At 54.2% G+C, this 24040-nt stretch carries 18 protein-coding genes; 2 read left to right on the forward strand and 16 right to left on the reverse strand.

Annotation, left to right across the window (positions count from 1 at the left end; genetic code table 11):
- Window positions 1-12: 12 nt before the first annotated feature.
- From KA369_20565 to KA369_20585, 5 genes are all read right to left on the reverse strand, one after another.
- Window positions 13-882, reverse strand: coding sequence for a hypothetical protein (locus tag KA369_20565; protein ID MBP7738380.1), 870 nt, complete (start codon window positions 880-882; stop codon window positions 13-15).
- 5 nt (window positions 883-887) lie between these two features.
- Entirely contained in the window at window positions 888-2048 is a 1161-nt protein-coding gene (locus KA369_20570; GenBank protein MBP7738381.1) for a hypothetical protein, read from the reverse strand.
- Window positions 2049-2052: 4 nt separating this feature from the next.
- On the reverse strand, window positions 2053-2319 hold the full coding sequence (locus tag KA369_20575) for an acyl carrier protein (GenBank protein MBP7738382.1): 267 nt from the start codon (window positions 2317-2319) through the stop codon (window positions 2053-2055).
- Between the two features lie 67 nt (window positions 2320-2386).
- Window positions 2387-3601, reverse strand: a complete 1215-nt coding sequence (locus KA369_20580; GenBank protein MBP7738383.1) for an ABC transporter permease — start codon at window positions 3599-3601, stop codon at window positions 2387-2389.
- Window positions 3598-4527, reverse strand: a complete 930-nt coding sequence (locus KA369_20585) for an ABC transporter ATP-binding protein (protein ID MBP7738384.1) — start codon at window positions 4525-4527, stop codon at window positions 3598-3600. Before KA369_20585 ends, KA369_20580 begins: the two co-directional genes overlap by 4 nt.
- A gap of 230 nt (window positions 4528-4757) precedes the next feature.
- Here KA369_20585 and KA369_20590 point away from each other — a divergent pair, with 230 nt between their 5' ends.
- Complete coding sequence (locus KA369_20590) at window positions 4758-5138, forward strand: hypothetical protein (GenBank protein ID MBP7738385.1); 381 nt, start codon at window positions 4758-4760, stop codon at window positions 5136-5138.
- A gap of 87 nt (window positions 5139-5225) precedes the next feature.
- Here the strand turns inward: KA369_20590 and KA369_20595 are convergent, their stop codons facing one another.
- The 7 genes from KA369_20595 to ald all read right to left on the reverse strand — a co-directional run bounded on the left by KA369_20595 (window position 5226) and on the right by ald (window position 13336).
- A complete protein-coding gene (locus KA369_20595) occupies window positions 5226-5555 on the reverse strand; it encodes a hypothetical protein (GenBank protein MBP7738386.1) in 330 nt (109 codons plus the stop codon).
- Between the two features lie 618 nt (window positions 5556-6173).
- Window positions 6174-6380 carry a hypothetical protein gene (locus KA369_20600; GenBank protein MBP7738387.1) on the reverse strand — a complete coding sequence of 69 codons (207 nt, stop codon included), beginning with the start codon at window positions 6378-6380 and terminating at the stop codon, window positions 6174-6176.
- Window positions 6381-6554: 174 nt separating this feature from the next.
- The gene (locus tag KA369_20605; protein ID MBP7738388.1) at window positions 6555-8336 is read right to left on the reverse strand and encodes a hypothetical protein; all 1782 of its coding nucleotides are present in this window, start codon (window positions 8334-8336) and stop codon (window positions 6555-6557) included.
- A 111-nt stretch (window positions 8337-8447) separates the two neighbouring features.
- Complete coding sequence (locus tag KA369_20610; GenBank protein MBP7738389.1) at window positions 8448-9383, reverse strand: amidohydrolase; 936 nt, start codon at window positions 9381-9383, stop codon at window positions 8448-8450.
- A gap of 173 nt (window positions 9384-9556) precedes the next feature.
- Window positions 9557-10804 carry an aspartate aminotransferase family protein gene (locus KA369_20615; GenBank protein ID MBP7738390.1) on the reverse strand — a complete coding sequence of 416 codons (1248 nt, stop codon included), beginning with the start codon at window positions 10802-10804 and terminating at the stop codon, window positions 9557-9559.
- A gap of 29 nt (window positions 10805-10833) precedes the next feature.
- A complete protein-coding gene (locus KA369_20620; protein MBP7738391.1) occupies window positions 10834-12207 on the reverse strand; it encodes an aspartate aminotransferase family protein in 1374 nt (457 codons plus the stop codon).
- A gap of 19 nt (window positions 12208-12226) precedes the next feature.
- Window positions 12227-13336, reverse strand: coding sequence for an alanine dehydrogenase (ald, locus tag KA369_20625; protein ID MBP7738392.1), 1110 nt, complete (start codon window positions 13334-13336; stop codon window positions 12227-12229).
- A gap of 188 nt (window positions 13337-13524) precedes the next feature.
- On the opposite strand from ald, the gene KA369_20630 reads away from it, so the two are divergent.
- Entirely contained in the window at window positions 13525-14121 is a 597-nt protein-coding gene (locus tag KA369_20630; protein MBP7738393.1) for a TetR/AcrR family transcriptional regulator, read from the forward strand.
- Between the two features lie 169 nt (window positions 14122-14290).
- Here the strand turns inward: KA369_20630 and KA369_20635 are convergent, their stop codons facing one another.
- The 4 genes from KA369_20635 to KA369_20650 all read right to left on the reverse strand — a co-directional run bounded on the left by KA369_20635 (window position 14291) and on the right by KA369_20650 (window position 24021).
- Window positions 14291-20143 carry a hypothetical protein gene (locus KA369_20635; GenBank protein ID MBP7738394.1) on the reverse strand — a complete coding sequence of 1951 codons (5853 nt, stop codon included), beginning with the start codon at window positions 20141-20143 and terminating at the stop codon, window positions 14291-14293.
- Between the two features lie 99 nt (window positions 20144-20242).
- A complete protein-coding gene (locus tag KA369_20640; GenBank protein ID MBP7738395.1) occupies window positions 20243-20986 on the reverse strand; it encodes a biotin--[acetyl-CoA-carboxylase] ligase in 744 nt (247 codons plus the stop codon).
- 7 nt (window positions 20987-20993) lie between these two features.
- Entirely contained in the window at window positions 20994-21245 is a 252-nt protein-coding gene (locus tag KA369_20645) for a hypothetical protein (protein ID MBP7738396.1), read from the reverse strand.
- Window positions 21246-21438: 193 nt separating this feature from the next.
- Window positions 21439-24021, reverse strand: a complete 2583-nt coding sequence (locus KA369_20650; protein ID MBP7738397.1) for a sodium-translocating pyrophosphatase — start codon at window positions 24019-24021, stop codon at window positions 21439-21441.
- Window positions 24022-24040 lie beyond the last annotated feature (19 nt).

The following is a 24040-nucleotide window of genomic DNA, read 5'->3' on the forward strand; positions in this document are numbered from 1 at the left end:
CGACGGGAGGCATCAGCATTTTTCGCACAGAAGCACCACGTGTTGTCTCAGGTCATTCCTGTTGACATGGACCATCGACGTGTCACTGCCTGACGCAAAGAAGGCGCTCACCGCGAAGGAAGCCGCGGTATCATAAAAACCGTTCATGCCGATATAATCGAGCTCCTCCTTCGGGGCGCAGGCCTTTTTCCATATCTCCTTTTCCTGCGGCGTCATGAGTATCCCGAAGGCGAGAGTCATGTCTGCTCCGGCGTTGTTTCGCGTCCAATGGATGGCCTGATCCCGGTCTGAAAAGGTCCGCAGGTCATTCACTTTTCCGAGGGCCCCTTCCGCGTCGGCGGTGCAATAGAGCCAGCTGCTTCCTTCCACCAGCTTTACGTCATGGTACGATCGATCGTATTTTTTCACGAAGTGTTCCCGCGATATCACGGCCTCGTCAACGCCGCCCACCAGGGCCTCCGAGACATGGCCCAGATCGAAATCAACCATCGCCAGCTCCAGCGCCCGTTCAAAGGAGACGTTCTTGCTCGAAACCGTGATGCTTCTTCCCAGGGACTTCAGGCTCTGGGCCACGTAGAACGACGCGGTATTGCTCATGGTGTTGATGAAGTTGAAGGGTTTGGGGAAGGAGTTTTCCCGGTACATCTGGCGCAGGACGTTTTCCGTATCGCCCAGGTTGCCGTTTTCAGTCGCAATAAAGACGGCGATGGATTTGTCGAAATCCCTGTTGTGCAGGCATCGATGTACGCCCAGCAGCGACAGGAGGATGAATTTATTGACCCTGCGGAAAAAGAAATCGGTATAATTTTTCAAGTCGGCCTTTAAGCCGTCGATTTCATCGACGGGATCGCAGATAAAGGGTGAAACAGCCTGTACGTACATGATGGTTATTCCTTGTTGGTAACTATATTGGACGTGCAGTTGCCGCCGAATCCGAAGTAATTGAGCATGACCGTCGCCCTGGATAGCTCAAGCGGCTCGGTGAGGGGCCGCGCGTTTATCTCCTCGTCGACCTCGGCAAATCCCGGTGTGGCGGGGAAAAATCCCCGCTTGACGCACTCCGTGGCGATGACAAGCTCGATCACGCCGCAGGCCCCCACGGTATGGCCGATATAGGGCTTCAGTCCGGTAAAGGGAGGCAGGGAATCGCCGAAAGCCTTCCGCATGCCGTTGAATTCCGTGACGTCGTTGGCGGGGCTCCCGGTGGCGTGGGCCTTCACCGCGTCAATGTCCGCCAATGTGAGGCCGCAGTTGTTTATGGCGTCGCCGATCACGAAGGCGATATCGTCTCCCTCTATATTGTGGGTGGTGACGTTAAAGGTGTCGCAGGCATTGGATCCGCCCAGGAAGCGGAAGTCATCCGGGGATTTCCCCTTCCGGTCCAGGACAACAACGCCGCATCCTTCGCCCATGATGATGCCGATCCTGTTCTTGTCGAAAGGCTTGTACCCGAACGGCTCGATGAGCTTCATCGATTCAAAACCGTAGAAGCCGACCTCGTTGAAAAGGTCGTAGCCGACAACGATGGCCCGCTCGATGCGGCCGGTCCGAATCATGGACGACGCGTAGAGGAGGCAGTTCGCGGCGGAGGTGCAGGCGGTCGTGAAGGTGTAGCAGGGCCCCTGAATCCCCCAGGTATCGGCGACGATGCCGGCGATCTTTCCGTATCCGGGGGACTCGTAGGAGAGTCTCTTCGTGCCGTTTTCACCGTCGCGGCGGTAGGTCATCTCGAACATCGGCATGTCAATGGATGTCGATCCGAAAAAAAGGGCGCTCTCCCTTATTTCCACGTCGTTCAGGCCGGCGTTGTCGATGGCCCGGGAAACCGTGGCGTGGAGGGTCTCATAAAAATAACGCTCCAGGTCCGCGTTCCGGTCCTCACCGCCGGGGATGCTATAGTAGGGGCGGCCGTAGTCGAGGGAAGCGATACGGACCGGCAGGTTCGCCGCCCCGCATTCCATGGACCGGACGCGGCCTATGACCCGGTCGATATCATGGCCCAGGGAACAGGCGACGGCCGAGCCGCGGATGAAAACCTTATTTGTCATGCCGTCACTCCGGCTGGATATAATCGGCAAAGGTGTTTATGGTCTTCATCACCCTTCTCAGCACCTTGCTGTCGGTGATGACCACGCCGTACTTGTTCTGCACGGCTATCGATATCTGGAGGGCGTCGACTGAGTCGAGACCTATGGGCGAATCCGATCCGAAGAGGGTGTCGTCGTCGCCTATCTCATCCGCGGTTATGTCAAGATCGCATTCGGCGATTATGAGTTCCTTCAGGTCGTTTTTCAGTTTTTCGTCAGATGATCCTTTCATTGGCTATCCTGCCTTGTAAAATGTGACCGGCCCCCTCGTTCGTTCATCGGCGCCGGTGCGAAGATGGTTATATAATTCTTTTTCTTATCAACACGCCGGTTGCCGCGATCATGATGGCGCTTGTCAGCAGCAACAGGGCGCATTCCGTCATGATGTCGGGGATTCCCCCGTTCCTGAGCATGATATCAAGGAACCCCTCCATCCCCCAGGAAAGGGGGGATATGTGAGAGAGCTGCTGAAGGAATTTCGGCATGACGAATTTCGGCACCATTATGCCGCCGATCGCCGACAATATGATGATCAGGACTATCCCGACCCCGTTGGCGACGATGCTGCTTCGTGACGCGGACGAGATCAATAGGCCATAGGATATGGCGTTCATGCTGATGCAGGTTGAAAGGAGGAACAGCCCGAGAAATGAATTGCCGATTTGTATGGTGTCCCCGCCCAGGAGGGGAACGAGGTAGCGTCCCACGCAGAGCATGGACACGACCTGCACCAAGCTGATGGTGTAATATGACACGATTTTGCCGATAATCAGGTACCGGCTTTTGATGTTGATGCTGCGCAGTCTCTGGAACGTGCCATTGTTTTTTTCCGTGTGAAAAATGGTCGATATGGGGAGTATGAGAAAATACATGGAAAACACGAGCCATGCCGGAACGCTCTGCTGGGCAGCGCTCGGGATGATCGTATCACGTCTGTCCTTGTATACGTACATGGTTTTCAGGGCGCCTTCGACGGACCTGAGCAGGGCATCCCTGTTGATGCCGGCAAAAGCCAGGAGAGGGGCGTTTTTGTTCACAAAGGCGGCGAGCCTCATTTTTGAGAGCTCCATTTCGATCTGGTTTTTCACCACCAGCTGGGTAAGCATCTGCATGGTGGGATCGATGAGCATGGTGACCGGCTCAACCTCCGGTCCCGTTCCGAGGTCACGGGCATACGAAGCAAAGGTGTCGTTGATCGTCAGGGCGAACTTGTGGTCGCCATCCAGTAGTTTTCGGGACAACTGATCGGTCGACATGGCGCCGTCCAGTTCCGTCACGGACAGGTTTTGAAGGGTCTTCAGGATGCCGATAAATTGTTGTGATTCGGCGCTCCGGCTGTGGTCAACGGATAAAATATGGATTTTAAAATTCGAATGGGCCTGGAAAAGCGCCTGCATGGACAGGGACATGACCAGAATGAACACCACCGGCATGATGATCAGTATCATGAAGGACTGGATGTCCCGGTAGATTTCGAGCATCTCCTTTTTTATTATATAATAAAGCCGTTTCATTCCTCGTCCCTGAGATTTTTACTGGTCAAACGCAGGAAAAGGTCTTCCAGCCTGTTTGCGTTGTACCGTATGTTCTGTATCGATATATTCCCGTCGCGCAGAGCTGTCAGAATGTGAATGAACGAGTTGAGGTATTGATCGTTTTTTTCGATCACAATTGAATTGCCAGTACAGAAGACACCGGGGACGTCTTTGATGTACGACCCGATCATGCCGTTGAGTTCGGTCTCCGGAATCTGGATCGCAAAGGCGTCACTCGATGCCAGTATGGTTTCCTTCGGACCGCGCAAGATGATACTGCCTTCATCAATGATGGTTATCTCATCGGATATATGCTCAATTTCATCTATGTAGTGGGAGGTGTAGATGACGGTGGTTCCCTCTTCCTTGTTCAGCTTCCGGATCATCTCCAGTATGTAGTTCCTTGATTGGGCGTCGACGCCGACCGTCGGCTCGTCAAGATAGAGGATTTTAGGGTTGTTCAGCAGCCCGATGGCAAAATTCAGGCGGCGCTTGAGGCCGCCTGAAAATTTGCCGGCGCGTTTCCGGTAAAAGGACTGCAACGAGGCGACCTCAATGGAATAATCGATGCGTTCCTTCAGCAGTGATCCGTGCAGCCCGTAGAGGACGCCGAAATATTCCAGGTTTTCATAGGCGGTGAGGAGCGGGTAAAAGGCCAGTGTCTGCGGCACGATGCTGGACAGGGACTGTATTTCGGCGAGGTTGCCGTCAAGGTCCAGCCCATTAATGAGAACATGGCCTCCGCTTTTCTTGATGATACCGGTGAGTATGGAAACGAGAGTCGTTTTCCCGGCGCCGTTGGGTCCGAGCAGACCCGTAATGGCCCCCTCTTTTATGGTCAGGTCGATATCCCTCAGAGCTACGGTATCATCATACGCTTTATGGAGGCGCTCTATCGTGATCATGTGATGGACTTGAATCCCCCCCGGAACCGGTATCTAAGTAGAGATACAGTTAATGTTTGTACGCCAGCCGGACAAGGTCTGTCAACTATAATTCATCACGGCATGGAATGGTTGGTGCAGGGCAGCCGAGGAGGCTAGAAGTCTGCATCGCAACAAGTCCATTCTATTACTAAAAAGATATTGATAAAAACAGCATCATGTTTTGGAGTCGTTAGTGAGAAAGGCAAGCAATGGAATATAGTGACAGAACATTTGATTTCAAGGGCCGCTGGGACACCCCATCCCGGTGCGGGCTCAAAATCATCAAAAATCCAGACCGCCACGTCGTCATCGTCACCGAGCTTTTTGAAGAGAATCCGGGGACATCCATAACCGAATTCAACACTGAGCTGGCGGCGATCATTGTCAGGGAATTCGGCCTTGATCCGGCAAAGCTTGTATTCATCGAGCATAACCCGGACCGTGGCTCGAAGCTGGACCACTACAAGGAATCCTTTGACAGGGTGCGTTTCCGGAGGGATGGCTCCCGCTTTAGCGATCCGGAATGGGAGCGAATCGGCAGGGAACGGGTCGATGAGCTGATTGGGCAGGCCCGTTCTCTTACTCCCTGATTAAGCACCCGATAAAGTTTGACTAAAGGAGCTGTTTCACTCCCGGTTATGCAGCGCCTGTAGTAATGCTGCCAGGCTGGGGACCTGTTATTTATCCGGATGAATCTGCCGCAGCACGACTTTTCCGCTGCTCAGGACCTGGAAATCGACCGGCGGCCGGTCCTCCGCGATATCGGCCAGCGACATGCCCCTTTTCCTGAGGGCCGTCTTGATTTTCGCGAGCAGTTCCGGGTCTGGAGTGAACTCGGTCCTCGAATCTCCCACCAGCCGGTAGAATTTTCCGTGGACATATTCTATCTGATAATTATTGACGGCGCCGGAGGGTCCCTTTCCGGTTGAGATTTCCCTGCTTGTTTTTCCTTTTCCGTAGCTGCCCTTCATGACCGGCACCTCCTGGCGGCGTTCCCACTGAACCAATCTGGCTGCGCGTCCCTCCCGAAGGGGCGCTTCTTTGTCCACGCCATTGTATATTCAGCATGCACATGTAAGGGGGAAGGTCCAGCATTTTTTCCGGCGATGGGGTGCGGCTGCCTTTCATTACCGGCGGCCCGCGACGTTTGGTCAATACCGAAGGGAAAACCGATGTTAAAAACGCAAACCCTTACCGGAAATAATCCCTGATCGCCAGGATCAACGAGTGCGCCATGGTTCCGAAAAGCGCCAGATAGATCAGGAGTCCGAACAATGCCATGCCGAAGCGCTCCCTGAAATGGGGCCATGAACCTGAGCCGCGGAGGGGAACCCTTCCGGTGACGGCAATGGAGATCAGGATCAGCCCGGATCCGAGGCATATGGAACCGAAAAAAGCAGCTTTTCCAGATGGCGATGAGAATCCGGTATCAGAAACAGGATGAATGGAAGCAGTATAACGACAATCCCGATATAGACAAGCATAGATCCTCTCCTGGTTGATTGAAAAAATATATATCTCAATGCCATGAATCTCACGTATAAAACGATGGAGGCTAATAAAAATTATATGCGCCAGGTTGCGCTTGATTCTTCCGGGGGATAAGAGAGGTGCCTTAGGCGCTGTTACGCCTCCCCGAAGGCTTCGGCGCATCTGCGGCGCGCCAGGTCAAGGCCCTTGACCAGGTTCTGTCGCAAATCCTTCACCGCGGGGATGGTCCAGTCCACCAGGCTTGATTCAATGCCGTCCTGGGAGGCGCGGGCCTTGTCCAGGTAGCTGCCGATGAAGCTGTTCCGCAGCTCTTCGGCACGGGTGGTTTCAACCTTATCCATAAGTCGGTTATACTAAAATCAAGGAATCTGTGCTAACTTGAGTACAAGCCAATAAGACTGAATGCGTTTTATCAGCAGCTTCCATTGGTCTCACGTGATCCCCCTCAGCACAAAAAGTTCTGGACAGGGGCCTAAAATTTTCTCCATGTAGCCGGCGGCACGCTCTCCCCTGCTTTATTCTAACCCGGACTCCGAATGAAAGGCGACGGGGATATCGTCAATATTTTTTACCGTAAAGGGTTTTTTCATGTGCCTACCGCAGAACCCCATAAGCATGGCATTGACTCCCCTTTTTATATCCCTGCCGTTTTTATCATAGAGTTCCTTCACCATGCCATAATATGTCAGGGCGGCTTCCCGCTCATACAAAAGATCTAGGCCCAGCCCAATCATTAAAAGGGCGTGGGCACGCTCATTGTTGGACTGAGTCAGCTGAAGGGACTTTTTCAGCAGGTCCACCGCTTTCCTGTACTGTCCGGAATGCAGAAGAAGGGATGCCTTCAGGCGAGGATAAATTGATTCCTTCGGGTCAGCTTTGATGGCCGCATCGAGGTGTTTTATCATTCCCTCAAAGTCGTCTGGATTTTCCTCATGGGCAGCGTATGCCTTCATGAAGTGGTGCAGGCCCCTTTCAAGGGAAGGATTGATCCAGGCATAGGGCCGCAGGTCCGGAATGTTCCTGAAGCGGCCGTCTTTTAGAAGTGTCCTGGCGTCATATCCGTGAAAGATTCCGTCGCAGGCCGGTTCTATGCCCGAGGCAAGCCATAATATCCCGTCCTCCGGAATGAAAATGGCCGAGGTGACATTGTTGGCGGCCCCTATGGTGATGCCCGTAGCCCTTTCCGTACGGGTTACCCAGTCAAGGCGGTCTCCCATGTAGGCGGCGGCCCTGGTGGGCGTTATGCGCCCCCTTTCGGAGGTGAGAATTTCCTCAAGCCGGTAATACCTGCCCGCAAGGTCGCGCATCACAAGGTTGTAACGCGACATGAGGTCCACTCCCTTCATCTCCTTCGTAATGGCGAAGTTGGTCACCACCGCAGTATTCTTTTCCATGCCCCTCACCCCCATGCGGCCCTCATTGGCCTCAATTACCAGGGCCTTCTGAGCGGCGCCGGAGGCCAGCATTAAACCGAAAGAGCCCGCCCGGGGCGTTCGGCGCAGAATCTCCAGGGCCTCCTCTATCGTGGAAGCCCTGCGCATAATCTCGTGTTCCAGTATGGTGAAGGAAAGCCCGCGCGGTCCGGTCTCGTCAAATCCCATAAAATGGCCCCCGATGAAGATGCCGTGCTTGTTAAAAGCGGAATTGCATTTGATGAGCCCGGCGGTGGAAATATTCACATAGGAATAGTCTCGCGCCGGGCGATAAATAAATATGGTCTGCGCCGCGATCCACCTGCCCTGACCGAAGTAGTCGGTATTCCTTCCGATGATTAGTTTGCCGTCAGCCGTGGCCGGCCCCGCCGCCGCGAAATCGGTACATTCCGCGTTTATTCCGAAATCGCTCGCATTGCCCTTTACCTTGCCCGGAAGCATAATCATGCCGAGCTCGGACTTGAAGGTGGCCCTTAAAATCACCCTGAAATCGATGCCGGCGCCGTCGGAGATTCCTTTCAACTCCTGGAGGTATTCCGCCGGAGTGTTCCTTTCCAGGGGGCCGAAGACAGTGAAATCAAGATAAAGAAGTATGAGCTTCCGCACAAGGGCCGGCTTGCCATGCATGTCCCTCATCTGCGAAACCGGATTTCCGAAGACCGGCACGACGCCATTGAGTATTTCTTTTTTTAGAAGCACGCCGTGCTGAAACCCCATCTCGTAGGGCTCGCCCGTCATAGAAAGGACGATGTTGCCATGCCGATTTTCCCGCCAGGCTTCCCCAAGCCAGATGCGTTCCCCGTCAACGCGGGGCTGAAGCGCCATGATTTTTTGGAGCGTATCATGGTCAGGCCTGTATGCCATTCCGGAACTAATGATCCTGGTGGACACAAAAACCGCCGCAATCAATATTATTACAATAATGACGGAAATTAAAAAATACAATCGTTTCATTTAATCCTCTCTTGGTTTATATCACCGGTTTTCTATTTCCGCACGTTTCACGTCAAGCCCCAGCAGCTCGGCCGCGTTTTTAAAAAAGAGCCGGTTTTCCAGTGTACGGACGCCGCGGCACGCAATACGGACAGTGCTCACGTGCGGAGGCCGCATGCCGTAGGGCCAGTCCGACGCGTACATCACCCTCTCTGGTCCGAATGTCTCAATAAGAGTGCGGATGGTGTGGGGAGACTGGAAACTAGTGTCGACCCATACGTTAGCCCATCCTGCAAGCAATTCACACACTTCCCGGTGCCAGAACAGGCCCGAGTGACCCACTATGAATTTAATGCCGGGGAAAGATCGGATCAACCCCGCGATTGGTTTTATAGAGCCGTATTCCGGAATATTCCTTTTATTTTCCTTAACCGGGTAGTATTCGTATTTTCCCGCATGGATCAGCACGGGCTTCCCAAGGGGCTGGAACGCCTCAAGGGCTTGCATTACGCGTGAGTCCGAGGGGGAAACACGCTGGATGACCGGATGGAGCTTGAGCCCGTATGCTCCGTTCTTCACGTCGGCCCGCAGTTTTTTCTCCACGGAGTCCATCCTGTCAAAATTGATACTGGTGAAGGGAAGAATGCGCGCATCCTGTTTCACGGCAGATCGAAGGTCATCAAAGGTTAGGTACGGTTCTATGGGAAGACACACAGTGTAATCGATTCCGGCTTCGTCAAGCGAGGCCTGCATGTTCTCGAGGGTTGCTGCAGCGTTGCGCGCGGCTTCGGCCTTTATAGTCTGATTCTTCAACAGGCGGTAGATACAAAGCCCGAATCCAAAATTACGCATTTGGAACTGCTCGTTGAGAGCCTGCGGATTGAATATATCAGGTACGCGTATCCCGGTTCGGTGAATCAGCGTTCCCCCATTGTAGTTTAACACATCGCCAAGATGGCTGTGGGCATCGATTATCATAGAGCAGTAAACCATCCATTCATAAGATTTTTGGTGCAAGGGTGAGATTCATTTGTTAGGAATCACCTCAAGACCGGAACCGCACCCGGCAAGTTTGCGAGATGCCATGCCTGGACGCTGCCGCGAATGTCTCCGTATCTCTATTTGAAAAATGAGACAACATCACCCTGAAGCTATGCAACATTATCTAAAGATATCTTCACGCATTCCACAATTTGCTGAACATCCTCCCGTGTAACCGCAAGTGAAGGTCTGAAAACCACGCTTCGCCTGTCAACGCGTCCACGCATGCAGATCAATCCGGCTTTACGAGCTTCGACGCAGAATCTCCGCGTAATTTCTTCGTCCTTCAAAGTTATGGATTGCAGCAGTCCGATTCCCCGAACCCCGCCTATCATTTCAATGTTGTCCCTGGCGATCCTACAAAGTTCGGAATGCAGCATATCACCCATACTTTGCGCATTTTCCCAGGAGCGTTCACTTTCGTATAATTCAAGCGCCTTCACCGCGACCCTGCAGCCCACATCGTGGCCGCCGAAGGTGCAGAGGTGAATAAGAGGGTGGTCGTCGAAAAAGGATTTCAGTTTTCGGGTAAAGGCCATGGCTGTCATGGGAAACATGCCGCCGGTAATCGCCTCTCCGAGGACGGCAATGTCGGGCTCGAATCCGAACCGCTCAAAGGAGAATCGCTCCCCGGTACGTCCGAATCCCGTCTGCGATTCATCGACGATGAGTACGGCGCCGGACCGGCTGCAAAGCTTTCTCAACTCGGAGTAATATTCCCCGGCTGTATGGCGGCATCCGTTTTCCGCCTGGACAGTCTCCAGGACAACTGCAGCCGTTTTAGAATTCACGGTCTTCTTTGCTGCATCAATGTCGCCGAAAGGAATCTCCTTGATCCCGGGAATCCCGGGACCGAAAAGATGTTTGTCCTCCCGGGCCGACATGCACAGGGAAAAACCGGTATGTCCGTACCAACCGCCATCCACGGTGATGATTTCGGCGCGTTTTGTATATCCGCGGGCAAGTTTGCAGGCGGCGTCCATCGCTTCGCCGCGCACAACCGTGAAAAGAAAACATTCGAGCCTGCCAGGTATAAAGGAGGAAAGCTTTTCAGCAAGAAGCGCTTTCTCCTCCGAGATCGCAATAAAATTTCCCTGATCGGTTTGCCTGGCCGCTTCACGAAGCGCATCGCCAAGTTCTCTCCTCCCTCTCCCGAGATTATAAATCGCCCCGGAAGTGTCGCAGTCCAGGTACTCCAGACCCGACATATCATATAATCGCGTGCCGCGTCCCCCCTCCTCAATGAGATCAATCCCCTCGGCTGTAATCATATCCACATAGCCCTTTGAAAAAACCGCCGCCGCGTCCTGCAGCAATTCTTTTCTGTCGTCAATTTCCTTTTGTATAACTATATTCATTGTTCTCCTCCTCTTTTTTCCCTTACTAATCAGGCAAGATGCAGTTTCCGCAACAAGTTGTTCAGGAATATGAGCACTTTTACATTGTTCATAATTTTTTTAAACAGAGATATCCTCGAAAGAGGAAGCATCAGGGAGAGGTAGAGTCCCATTCCCCTGACCGCTTTGCCTATCTTGGCTAGGATGTCATCAATCTCTTCTTCAGTAACCGTGATGGGCACCATGAAACGCATCACATGGGGAGCATTGCCGGAATAAGCCGCAAACACACCTTCTTTGGCGAGGTTGTCAGCCATGAGCACCCCCATGAATTCATGCAGGTATTCGACTCCCAGCATGAGCCCCTTTCCGCGGATTTCCCTGATAAGCTTTGGGTATGAACGCATCAGGTCATCAAGTCCCTCCTGGAATCTCTTGCCGCGTTGTGCCGCGTTTTCCCACATCCGGTTATCGACAAGGAAATCGATGACTCTTGATGATACCATGCATCCGATATCCGATCCTCCGCCGAATGACTCATGGAAATCAGGGTGTGAGTCCACGAAGCTTCTCAGTATATCGATATCGCGAAACACAACCGCTCCGTTAGGATAGACACCTCCGCTTATGGATTTTGCCAGCGCCATTATATCGGGCACCACTCCGGAATATTCGCCATAAAAAAATTTTCCGGTTCGGCAGAAGCCGGTCTGTATCTCGTCGAAAATTAACATGATCCCCAGTTCATCGCAGATAGACCTAAGTCCCTTGAGATAGTCATCGCTGCCCACATGAATACCGCCTTCACCCTGAACCGGCTCGAGAATGATCGCAGCGATTTCGAGTGATGCGCTTTTCCTGACAGCGTTAAGATCACCGAAGGGTACATAGCTGAAGCCGGGCTTCAACGGCTTAAAGAGCTCCTTGTAGTAGTCCTTCCCGCCCGCAGAGAGGCTGAATCCGGAGTGTCCGTGGTAGGCGTTCACCATGGCGATAACCTTGCTCCTGCCCGTGGCGCCCATAGCCAGCTTAAGGGCGCATTCAACAGAGTCGGCCCCGCTCCCGGTAAGCATTACGCGGTTGAGATCCCCGGGCGCCAGGGATGCGAGTTTTTTCGCAAACCCTATTTTATGCCGCGAAAGTAGCCGGTGGCTCCCCATATCTGCTTTAGCGATCTCATCAAGCCCTGCAACCACTTCACTGTTCAGTCGTCCTACGTTGAAGCATCCTGCCGATGAGAAAGCGTCAATGAAGCGCCTTCCCGAAGTGCGGTCCACAAATCCGATCCCGCCCCGTTCAGTTTCAAGAATATCCAAATGACCGGCCGAGAGAAACCTGATCTGTTGTTTCGAGATGTGACTTCCAAAAAGTTCAAATACCCGTTTGTTCAGTTTTCGAATACCGGCTGAAATTTTCAGCTTCATGATGTCCTCCTGCGCTATTTTATGCGATCTTCCGGCCGGCGTACTCCATTCCATGAGCACGAGCAACCTGTTCATTAGTAAGTTGCCCGTTGTAGGCATTAAGCCCTTTGAGCAGGGCGGGAACACTGCGAAGCGCATCATCGGCGCCCATGTCGGCGATCGTAATGGCATAAGGCAACGTTACGTTTGTCAGTGCATAGGTTGACGTGATAGGCACCGCCCCGGGCATGTTCGCCACGCAGTAATGCACCACGTTGTTCTCAATATAAATGGGGTCCACGTGGGTAGTGGGCCTGCTCGTCTCAGCGCATCCGCCCTGATCGATGGCGATATCGACAAGCGCGGCCCCCTTCTTCATTATGGAGAGGTCTTTTCCGCTGATGAGCTTTGGCGCCTTTGCGCCAGGTATAAGTACCGCGCCGATCACCAGATCCGATTCTGCCAGGCATCGCTGTACATTCAATGCGTTCGACATGAGCGTGACGATCCGCGAATGAAAGATATCCTCGAGATAGCTGAGCCGTTCCGCGTTGATGTCGAGTATGGTCACTCGCGCGCCCATGCCTACGGCCATATGTGCCGCGTTGATGCCGGATACTCCTCCACCGATGATTGCAACCTCGGCGGGCTTCACTCCCGGGACTCCCGCAAGCAATATCCCGCGTCCCCTGCTTGTCGACTCAAGACAACGGCATCCCGCCTGGAGCGAAAGCCTTCCAGCAACCTCGCTCATGGGCGTGAGCAAAGGCAGCGATCCGTCATTGCCCTGTACTGTCTCGTACGCAATGCCGGTGACTTTATTCTTTAATAGCACACGCGTAAGGGGCTCATCCGCGGCGAGATGAAGATAGGTAAACAGGATCTGCCCTTCACGCATGAGAGGATATTCAACATCTATGGGCTCCTTGACCTTTACAATCATATCCGACTCTTCCCATACTCTCTCCGCAGATTCGCTGATTATCGCTCCCGACGCGATAAAATCAGAATCAGCTATGCTGGAACCGACCCCGGCTTCATTTTCCACAAGCACGGTATGGCCCCTTCTGACAAGCTCTGCCACCCCGGCGGGCGTCAGCGCCACCCGTTTCTCCTGCGACTTGATCTCCCTCGGTACTCCGATTTTCATACTCATCACCTCTTGTATTTTGAAAGTTAGTTAGTTAACTAACTAAAAATAATAAGATAACGGTTTTCCGTCAACAGATTTTACAAAAAAAACGAAAATCCGATAATTGTGAGTGATTGGAGATTTAAACTTGACCTGCCAATTGTCAGGATATTATTGAGAATAAGGATCATTCAGGGGTGCAATCAATGCCGAAGAAAAGTGTGAGTGAAGAACGAAAGAGCCAGATAATGGAGAGCCTTTATAAATGCCTCCTGAAGAAACAATATCATGAAATCACACTCACGGACATTGCTGCGACGGCAGGTGTCAATCAGGGGATGATATATTACTTATATAAGAAAAAGGAGGAAGTGCTACTCCACTTTATTGACTTTATTGAAGAAAGATACCGTCGTGACTTTAGCGAGTATATGAACAAAGAAGAAATTCGTTCCTTGAAAGGGAAAGCGCTTATCGGCCACGCCATGAGTTTCAGCAATGACAGAATAACCGTCAACAGGGACCTTTCAAAAATTTTCATCGAAATTTGGGGCATTGCCAACCATAATAAAAAGGTCAGAAAGAAGATGCGTCATCTATACGAGCAGTGGATTTCTCATGTAAAAGGTATTATTATTAAAACCGGCGTATCCGATGAGAAGGCGGAAGGCATCAGTAACGCCATGGTTTCGTTTTATGAGGGGAGTTCGTTAATCTCCATAATACTCGACTGGAAGGGGGAACAAATTAAAATCACTTTAAACGATTTCCAAAACAGGATTATGGAAATGATTGACGAATGATTTTTTCGGCACTTCCATGCCAGTGTTTCTTCTACGCATTTTTATACGCAGATTTCCGGGCCATACCAGGCCGATAACACTCTTTCTAATCCGCCTTCAGGGGGGGAGGGGCCGGGAAGCAAGATGTGGGTAATGACTATCAGGGTGGCGGGGGCTTCTTACGTCAGTGTTACGCCTCCCCGAAGGCTTCGGCGCATCTGCGGCGCGCCAGGTCAAGGCCCTTGACCAGGTTCTGTCGCAAATCCTTCACCGCGGGGATGGTCCAGTCCACCAGGCTCGACTCAATGCCGTCCTGGGAGGCGCGGGCCTTGTCCAGGTAGCTGCCGATGAAGCTGTTCCGCAGCTCTTCGGCACGCTCCGTTTCCCCCCTGTCCATCAAACGGTTGAACTTCTTTCCGAATAAGAGGTCAAAGGCCGCGTCGACCCCGATGACCGCCATGATGGCCCTGTCCAGGGCGATGTACACGATGCCGGGCCTCAGGAACTTGTTGAAGGCGTGGATTAGGCGGCCGCCGTAATTCTGGTTAAGGACCACGCTCACCACCGGGATGGTCCCCAGGATGTTCGTGTCGAGGGACTCCGCGCCGATGGCCTGGATGCGGTGGCGCTCCTGCTGGGACCCCGGAACGAAACCCGACGAATTGGAGAGCATGACCAGCGGTATCCGGTGGAAGTTCAAAAACTCCGTGAAGACGCGGAATTTTTCCGTGCCGAAAGCGTCAGCGCCGCCGCCCTTGCTGAGGGGCTGGTCGGCGATGATGCCGACGGTGCGGCCTTCCAGCCCGGCCAGTCCCGTGATCAGGTTCGGCCCGGTGACGGGGTTGTTCATGGCGCGGTAGAATTCGACAAAAGTGCCGGCGTCAAAGGCATGGTCGATGACCGACCCGATGATGTCATAGGGCTCGGCCGCGTTCCCGGGTATGGAGGGCGCCGTGGCCGGGACGCTGAAGGCGGCCGGACCGTCAAGGGGATCTATCATGGCGATGAGGCGGCATGCCAGGTCAAAGGCCCCGGCCAGGGAGTCCGCCAGGAAGGCCGCGTTCTTTTCCGCAAAGATGGAATCCGACAGGGACGCCTCCGGATGCCTGACGTATATGACGGCGTCGGCCGCGTTATTGATGTCGAAGCACTTGAGCCCCTCCGGGTGGGTGACGATATTGATCTTCAATCCCGATTTTTTCTGCAGGGTGTTCATGAAGTCCATGCGTGGACGCATCTGGATATTCTCGTGGATGTCGGGGGTCTGGTGCCACTTCCGTCCCAGGATCAGTATCTGGTGGGACCCTGTCCGGTAGGCTGTTTTCAGGAGCTCCCGCGCCTTTATGATGCTGGCCAGGGACCGGAGACCGGAATGGGTGCGCGGTCCCATGATGAGGACGCGCCTTCCACCGATCGTCGCGAAGCCGCCGATGAGAGCCTCGGCCGCGTAGTAGTTTTCCTTGAATGGCCAGAAAACGCCGCCGTCGACGTTGCCTCTCAGGTCGGCTTCGGTGAAAACGATATGCCGCGGCGCCGTGCCCGGTTCGGGCGGCGGAACGCTCCTCCGGGCAATGGCCGGCAGCCCCGTGCGTGAGCAGAATACATCCTGGACCATGGCGATGCAGCAGGTCAGGTGGAGCTTGTCGCAGGCCACGATGTCCACGATCCCCGTCCAGGTGCCCAGTATCTTGGCGCCGCCGATGTCATAGTTGGTTATGTCTTCCCCTATGACCGTGTGGACCACCTTGGACCCGGTGAGGACGCGGTATGATTCCTCGGAATCGAGGAGTATCTGGATTGAGGCCTGGCTCGATCCGTACACGTCTAGGCCGGCGGAGGAGCCGATTCCCACGGCCGTGAGCTGGAACGAGCGGTGGCGCCGGTCAAGGGCATCCGCCGAAAGGCTGAACTGCTCGTTAAGCTCCCGGAAGAGTTTTTTCAGCTCCGGGTCGGCCGTGTGCTCCACGTAGCTCCTGAACACGGCGGCTCCGCTCCGCTCGGTGAGGAGCGTGTTCATCATGAAGCCCTCGGCGCCGCGGTTCAATGAAATGACCCCTTCCATGATATTGGCGCCGGCGCTGTCGTTCCACACGTACAATGGCCAGTCGTTGAGGTATGACAGGTACGCGGCGGCGATGTATTTGAGCCCCTCGCGGCTTCCCGTGGAGCCGCCGCTGACGCGGGAGTCCTTCATGTAAAAGCAGGCCGGCGATCCGCCGATGGCGCCGAAATAGATTTTAGCGCCGACGGGGCGGCTGATGATCTGGAGCTCCGAGGGATTCGCTTCGCTCATGTCATCGATGGAGGGGATCCGTATTTCCCTGGCCGTTCCCGGGTCGAAACATTCTTCAGCCCAGACCTCAAGGGGCCATTTACCGATATCCAGAAGCCTCTGGTCAGGGGTGTTAAGCCGTTCCCTGTCGTGGTAGGGGTTGTTCCGGTCCATGGGCAGAAGGAGATCAATGACGGTGCCATCGTTGGCGCGATAGGCCAGTATGCTTCTATTTCGGATCTCCCGCGAACAGGTCATTTTCATGTCGACGGTCACAATGCACCGTAAATTGTCGATGTCGTGGATACCATTAATGCACGCCGAGCATATGCGTTTCAGATCCTTGAAGGGCAGGGCTCGTTCCGAATCGTCGCTGTTCCATGTAAGTGTGGCGTCCCGAACAATGATCTCGATCCACGCGCCGCCGCACTGCTCTACACTCTGGTAGAGCCTGATCACCTCCGATGCCTCGGTAAAGGCCGTTTTAATGGAGGCTTCAAGGCCAGGGCCATTGCCGTTAAGGGCCGTTGCGAAGGCCATGTAGGAGGGGGCGGCTTGAGTGTCGGGGGGCTCCAGCAGCACCACCGTCACGGAGGCCAGCGGAGACCGGAGTCCCCTGATCCCGAAGTTTTTTTGAAGCTTCGATATCCGTGCCGCGATTTCCGGGCCGGCCCCTGCCGGCATGGCGCCGTTCTCTGTCTTCGGCGCCGCCAGAGACTCTGCGCATAGACGGATCGAGTCCTCCCTGAATCGATTTCGAAGATGGCCCTCCAGGAGCTCGCGGTCGGCCAATAACGAAAGGTCCATGGGACGGGAAGAGATGCCGCCGCCGGGGAACTGTGATGAAAGGATCTTTTTTATGAATTTCAAAAGGGAGTCGTCCCGCTCGGCCTGCTCCTGCTCCATCAGCCGTGCCAGGGTGTCGAACATGTTCTTTTTCGGATGGCGGACGCCGGTCATGACATGAACGATTGTCTTTATCGTATCGGTCCGGTCGAGACAGAACTGGTAGGCCCTCTTGAACAGGAGGAACACGTACTGGTGCGCCATCCGGCTCATCTCGGATTTTCCGTCCCAGCGGGAGATGCCGTATGAATCAAGGAGGCTCTTCAGGAGCCGCTCGAAGGGACGGGACGCATCGGAGAGGCCGTCATGGCGGCCGGCGATATAGAGGCCCAGCTCTTCCTGGAACGAGAGACCGTCATCGGATACGACCGGAGAAAAGAGTTTTTTTATGTTCGCGTAATGGATGATTATATCGTTCATCGTGTCGATGGTTTCGCCGGTGATCTTGGCGCTGTCCCAGTCGTCAGGGACCTTCTTTATCATCTCCTCGAGGGAATCGACCAGGGCGGGCTGATAGACGTACCCCTTGGCCGCGGCATACACAAGATCGATGGCGGTCGTGAACAGCCGGCCGGTTACGCCGCTTCCGGAAGCCGTGCGGGCGACGCGGCCGAGGCCTTCGATGAGTGATGCCGGCGAGGGGAGCGTGACGATTGCGGCGCTATCAGGTTCCGACCCGGCTTCAGCTTCAGCTGCTTCATATTCTTTTTCAACCGCCGCCAGGAGCTCCCCTTCCTGTATACTCCGCCCGATTATGCGGCCCCCGGAGGTGCGCGCTATCTGGAGCCTGGCCATATCGCCGTCCTCGATGAGATAGACGATGCGGCCGCCTTCCGGGGAGGCGATGACGGTCTCCATCTTCATGGAGGACAGTATCAGCAGGGGTTCTCCCGCTTCCACCCTGTCTCCCGGTTGTATGTCACGGCAGAAGGAGACAAAAGAGCCCTGAAAGGGGGATCTGATCCTCTGAACTCGATCGTCCTCGGAATATCCCTCCGGGATGATCCTCACCCGGTAGTAGTTGATCTTGTTGGATTCGTCCTTCATGCGGATGTCGATATAACCGCCGTGGCGGTTTACCCTGACGCGGTACGAACTCGCTCCGAATATGATGAGCACGTCATCGCAGCGGTCATTCATTGCGGACAGGATGATCTCGCCGTTGTAGGTCCCGTTCACGAAGGCGTAAAAGGAATCGATGCCGGTCTGTATGAATTCCAGCAGGTAGCGCCGCCAGCCGTATTCAATGGTGTATCGGCTCGGCGTATCCGTGGCCGTCGGCGCCTCGGTTATATTTCCCACCGTGACGATTATGATGAATTCCTTAACCGCGTTCTGAAGCATCATGAGGTGCTCGGTGAAAGCGCCGAATATGATATGCTTCAGGAAACGACGGTCCCCGGGGTCCCGGGGGCCGTCGGACGGCTCAAGGGAATTGAGCTCTTTGTTGTCTTTCAGGAGATTGTTGGTGTAATCGCCATGAATGAATACCGGGTGCCTGACGATCCTGAGCAGCTGGGGGATGTTGGTCTTGACGCCGTTGACGTACAATTCCTGGAGGGCCCTCTCAAGGCGGATGATGGCTTCTTTCCGGGTCGATCCGTGGGCGATCAGCTTTCCGATCATAGGGTCGTACATGGGGAGGATCGTGTCCCCCTCCATGAAGCCGAAATCGCACCTGATGCCGTTGAAGGTCGGGAGGTCCATCTCGATAATGGTCCCCGGTGAAGGAAGGTAATCGTTTTCCGGCTCTTCCGCGTATATCCTGCATTCGATGGAATGATCGTTCTCGGAAACCCGGTTTTTCAGCCTGTCGATGCCGATAATCTCGTTCTCCCTTCCGTCAAAGATGAGAATCTGCCACTTGGCGATATCTATTCCCAGGGACTGGTCAGTGACGGCGTACTCGACCTGGAGGCGCGTATTTACCTCCATGAAGCCGAACCTGCCGGTCTCGGTGTCAATGAGGAACTCGACCGTGCCGGCGCCCCCTCCTTTGCTGTATCCCGACATGTCGGCGATTTTTTCCGCCGCGGCCAGGAGGGAGAGTGCCACATGGTCGCTCAGGAAGGCATGGCCGCTCTCCTCGATGATCTTCTGGTTGCGCCGCTGCACGGCGCATTTCCGTATGCCGATGGCCCATCCATTGAATATCTGGACCTCGATATGGACCGGTTTTTTAATGAACCTCTCCAGATAGAACGTATCGTCATGGTAAAGGCTTCGGCCTATACGGGAGGCCGATGAGACGGCCGCCGCCAGTTCCGCCTCGTTAGAAGCGGGGTACACGCCCTTGCCTCCGCCCCCGGAGCAGGGTTTCACCATGACCGGGTATCCGATGCGGGACGCCTCTTGTCGGGCGGTTTTTATATCATCGCCATCAATAGTACCGGAACTTTCAAAAAGGGGAATGTCGTTCTGCCGCGCGAGGCGGCGCGCGTTCATCTTTTCACCCACGGAGCGCATGGTGTCGTAGCAGGGGCCCATGAAGATGATTTCACGGCCGTAGAGCGATGCCGCCGATTCCACGGTGCGCACAAAGGACATGTTTTCCGAGAGGAACCCGTAGCCGGAGTAGATGGCGTTCGCCTTGACAAGGAGCGCCGCCGCAATGACGACCGGAATTGATCCATAGTTGTCCGGATCGCCGATGAAGATCACTTCATCGGCGAACTCGTACCATGACTGGCCGCGGTCCGGATCGGTTACGATGGAGACCGACGGGATTCCCTCCTCATGGAGGGCCAGGAAAAAGCGCTTGGCGATCTCGGCACGGTTCGCGACCAGGACTTTCTGCAGGCGGTGATTTCTCGGACCCAGGGAGGAAGGGAAATCCGATTTTCTGTTTCCGGAGATATTGGGATTGATATCGTGAAGCATTGTCAAGGCTTCATCGATGCTGTTTTTTATCGAGGTGGTATCCATGGATGGTTTTTTTGCTGTTGTTTTATACTTAGTACTCTATCGTGTATTTGTAAAGCAATTTTGGTCCGGATTTGGACAATGAGCCCGGGATTAGGATGCTTAGATATCATCGGGAAAGAGAACTTCGCCGCGATAACCGCTTATGGATTCGCCACGGTCGCTTTTGATCCTGAGGGAACAATCACTGTTTATTCCGGATAAAATGCCATGTTCGAGGCTGTTATTAATGGCAAACCTGACCGGGGCGCCAATGGAATGGGAGGCCTCCACCCATTCCTCGATCATGCTTTCATCGAGGGGAACTTTGAAATCAGATAAGAGTTCCATGCAACGGTGATGGATGGCGCTGAACAGTTCCTCCAGCGGATAATCAGCGCCTGTTGCTGTTTTCAGTGACCCGGCCGTGGTCCTGATCTCTTCCGGGAAATTGGTGCGGTTCACATTGATGCCGATGCCGATGATGACCGTCGATTTTCCCGAACCGGGAACCATCTCGCAGAGGATCCCCCCGATCTTTTTCTCGCCGAGGCGGATATCGTTGGGCCACTTGAGGTTTAGCTCCGTGCCGCAGTACGGCGCCAGGGCACGGCGGACAGCCAGTCCCGCCAGAAGGGTGACGCAGGAACAGTCGGACATACCGCCTGGCGGCGTGAATACCATGGAAAAGGTGAGGTCAAGGCCGGGCACGGAGAGCCATGTCCGGTAAAACCGCCCCCTTCCATCGGTCTGTTCCCGGGCCACTACGGCGCAGAACTGACGGTCCCACAAATCAGGATGGCTCCTGATATAGGTGTTGGTTGAATCCACGGTATCAAGCCGTATGATGAGAGGGCCCTGTGTCACGGTATAACTATTTTTTCCTGGTGCCGCGGCGTTTCACCACATAGGAATAGAGCCACGCAAAGGCGAGGAGGAAGACGACGATCCCCCATATCCTGGTGTTTTCATTTTTGATAAGATAGATGCCTGCAATGGCGGCGAAAAGAAGGAGAAGTATGTTCCTGGCCTTCCTTAAAATATTGGATATCCTTACCGCGCCATCCTCCATTTTTTTTGCCGTTGCGTCGATGATCTTGTCGGCATCTACTTTGAATTTTTTCATGATGTTTCGTCCCGGTATCCTTGAAGGACATGAATATAGGGCGGATGGGACAATTCAATAAAAAAATGAGCGGTTAAGTAAATTGTCAGTTGCGGACGCCCGGCAGAGGTGTCGCATCGGCGGGGAATAAAAAGGGGGCGTCTCTATGAGACGCCCCCGGTCATGCGATTAAGCGATAAGGATTCAATACCCGTTATACTTTGGGAGGAATCCTCATGGCGTAGAAGGACCGCCATACGAAGATCAGGCCGATGATGAAGAACGGAATGGCTATGAAAATTGTCCAGTCCGTCGTTGCAGCCTTGATGGCGTGCAGCTTCATTTCGATGGCGATTTCGGTGGCCAGAAGGCCGAACAGGGTGGAGAACTTGATGATCGGGTTCATGGATACGGAAGAGGTATCCTTGAAGGGGTCACCGACCGTGTCGCCAACGACTGAAGCGGCGTGAAGCTCGGAGCCTTTTTCCTTCAGGTCGACTTCAACGACTTTCTTCGCGTTGTCCCAGGAGCCGCCGGCATTGGCCATGTAGATGGCTTCAAAGAGGCCGAATACGGCGATGGATACGAGATAGGCGACGAAGAAGTTCGGATCCACGAAGGCGAAGGCCAGGGTCAGGGTCATCAGGGCTATGAAGATGTTCCACATGCCTTTCTGGGCGTACTGGGTGCAGATCCTGACGACCGTTTTGGAGTCTTCAAGGTCGGCTTCAGCCTTGTCCAGGTTCAGGTTCTTCTTGATGAACTCGACCGCCCGGTACGCGCCGGTGGTGACCGCCTGCATGGAAGCGCCGGCGAACCAGAAGATGACCGCGCCGCCGCAGATGAATCCGAGTAAGACCGGTGCGTCGGTGAGGGAAAGCTTCAGGAATCCGACCTTCTTGAGGAGCAGGATGATCGCGAAGATCATGGTCGTTGCCCCGACAACCGCGGTACCGATAAGAACCGGTTTGGCGGTAGCTTTAAAGGTGTTGCCCGCGCCGTCATTGGCCTCGAGGAAGTGCTTGCCCAGCTCGAAATTGGGGTCAAAACCGAAATCCTTTTTGATTTCCGCTTTGATATTGGGAATGGCTTCGATCTGTGACAGCTCGAAGATCGACTGCGCGTTGTCGGTAACGGGACCGTAGCTATCAACAGCTATGGTGACCGGGCCCATGCAGAGGAAGCCGAAGGCGACCATACCGAAGGCGAAGATCGACGCGTAGGGTCCCATGACATCGGCCAGTCCATAGAGGCTGGTGACATAGGCGCCGGTCATGAGGCCGGCGATCAGAATGCCCATCCAGAAGGCGCTGAAGTTACCGGCAACGATACCGGAGAGGATCGTCAGGGACGAGCCGCCCTCGCGGGTAGCGGTAACGATCTCGTTAACGTGCTTCGACTTGGAGCTGGTGAAAATCTTGGTGAATTCGGGGATGAGCACAGCGGCGAGGGTTCCGCAGCTGATGATCATGGCCAGTTTCCACCATATACCGGCATACGAAGCAAAGGCAACTGTCGCGGTGACGCCTTCAACGCCGACATTCTTCAGTTGGTCGGCCGTCATGGTCAGTTCAAGGTTTCCCAGCAGCAGGTAGCTCATACCGAAGGATACGCTGATGCAGAGGACAGCGGCGATCCAGATGAGCCTCATGAGGGGCTCTTCGAAATCGAACTCTGTTTTCCCTTTGTATTTGACCGTGGAGATCACCTGGTTCACGAAATAAGAGCAACCTGACAGGAAGTCCATGAGGAACCGCATGGCGAAGATCCAGACGATGAGCTTCGACTGGAGCTCGGCCTGGAAGAGGGCGGCGATTTTATCGATGGATTCCTTTGCTACCTCGGCAACGCCGGCGGCGGCAAGAATTTTTGCTATGTCGATGCGGCCCATGATGTCGGGAACGGTGATGGCCAGCGTGATGAAGGAGATCAGGGCAACGCCGGTTACGCCGTACGTTTCGAAACCGTCAGCCGTGGGGCCGACGCTGTCGCCGGCGTTGTCACCGGTACAGTCGGCGATAACGCCCGGGTTCCGGGGATCGTCTTCTTTTACTTTAAAGACGATTTTCATCAGGTCAGAGCCGATGTCGGCTATCTTCGTGAAAATACCCCCGGCGATACGAAGGGCGGACGCGCCCAGGGACTCGCCGATGGCGAAGCCGAGGAAGCAGTATCCAACGATATTGCGGGGAACGAAGAGGAGGATGATAACCATCATGACCAGCTCGAGGGAGATCAGGAAAAGACCGACGCTCATGCCGGCGCGGAGCGGGATGTTAACCACGTTCCAGGGTTTTCCTTCAAGGGACGCGAAGGCCGTGCGGGCGTTGGCAAGGGTATTGACCCGGATGCCGTACCATGCGACCGAGTAGGAACCGACCATGCCGACGATCGAGAAGAGCAGGATCTGTGCAAGAACCGGAACCCCTTCGCCTTTCATCACCAGGAAGTAAAAAGCCATTGCCGCGGCGATGAATGCAAACAGCATTAATAAAAACTTACCTTGCTGCAGCAAATAGGTGCGGCATGTCTGAAAAATAATTTCCGCTACCTTGAGCATTGACTCATGGGCTTTTTCTTTTTTAATCATGAAAAACTGAAACAAGCTGATGCCAAGGGTGCCGCATATAACGAGCGCACCGTAGAAAAGCAACTGCCACGCCGTGATTGTTCCGCCGAAGAGCGTATAGCTGCCAGCATGAAGATCGGGAATCGCAAGATCCGCTTCGCTGGCGAATACGTTGACTGCCGAGAACAAGAAAGCAGATGAAAGCAGTATTCGTTTAAAAACTTTCAAAGTGTAACCTCCGTGAAGA

Source organism: Spirochaetota bacterium (assembly GCA_017999915.1).
Classification (GTDB): Bacteria; Spirochaetota; UBA4802; order UBA4802; family UBA5550; genus RBG-16-49-21.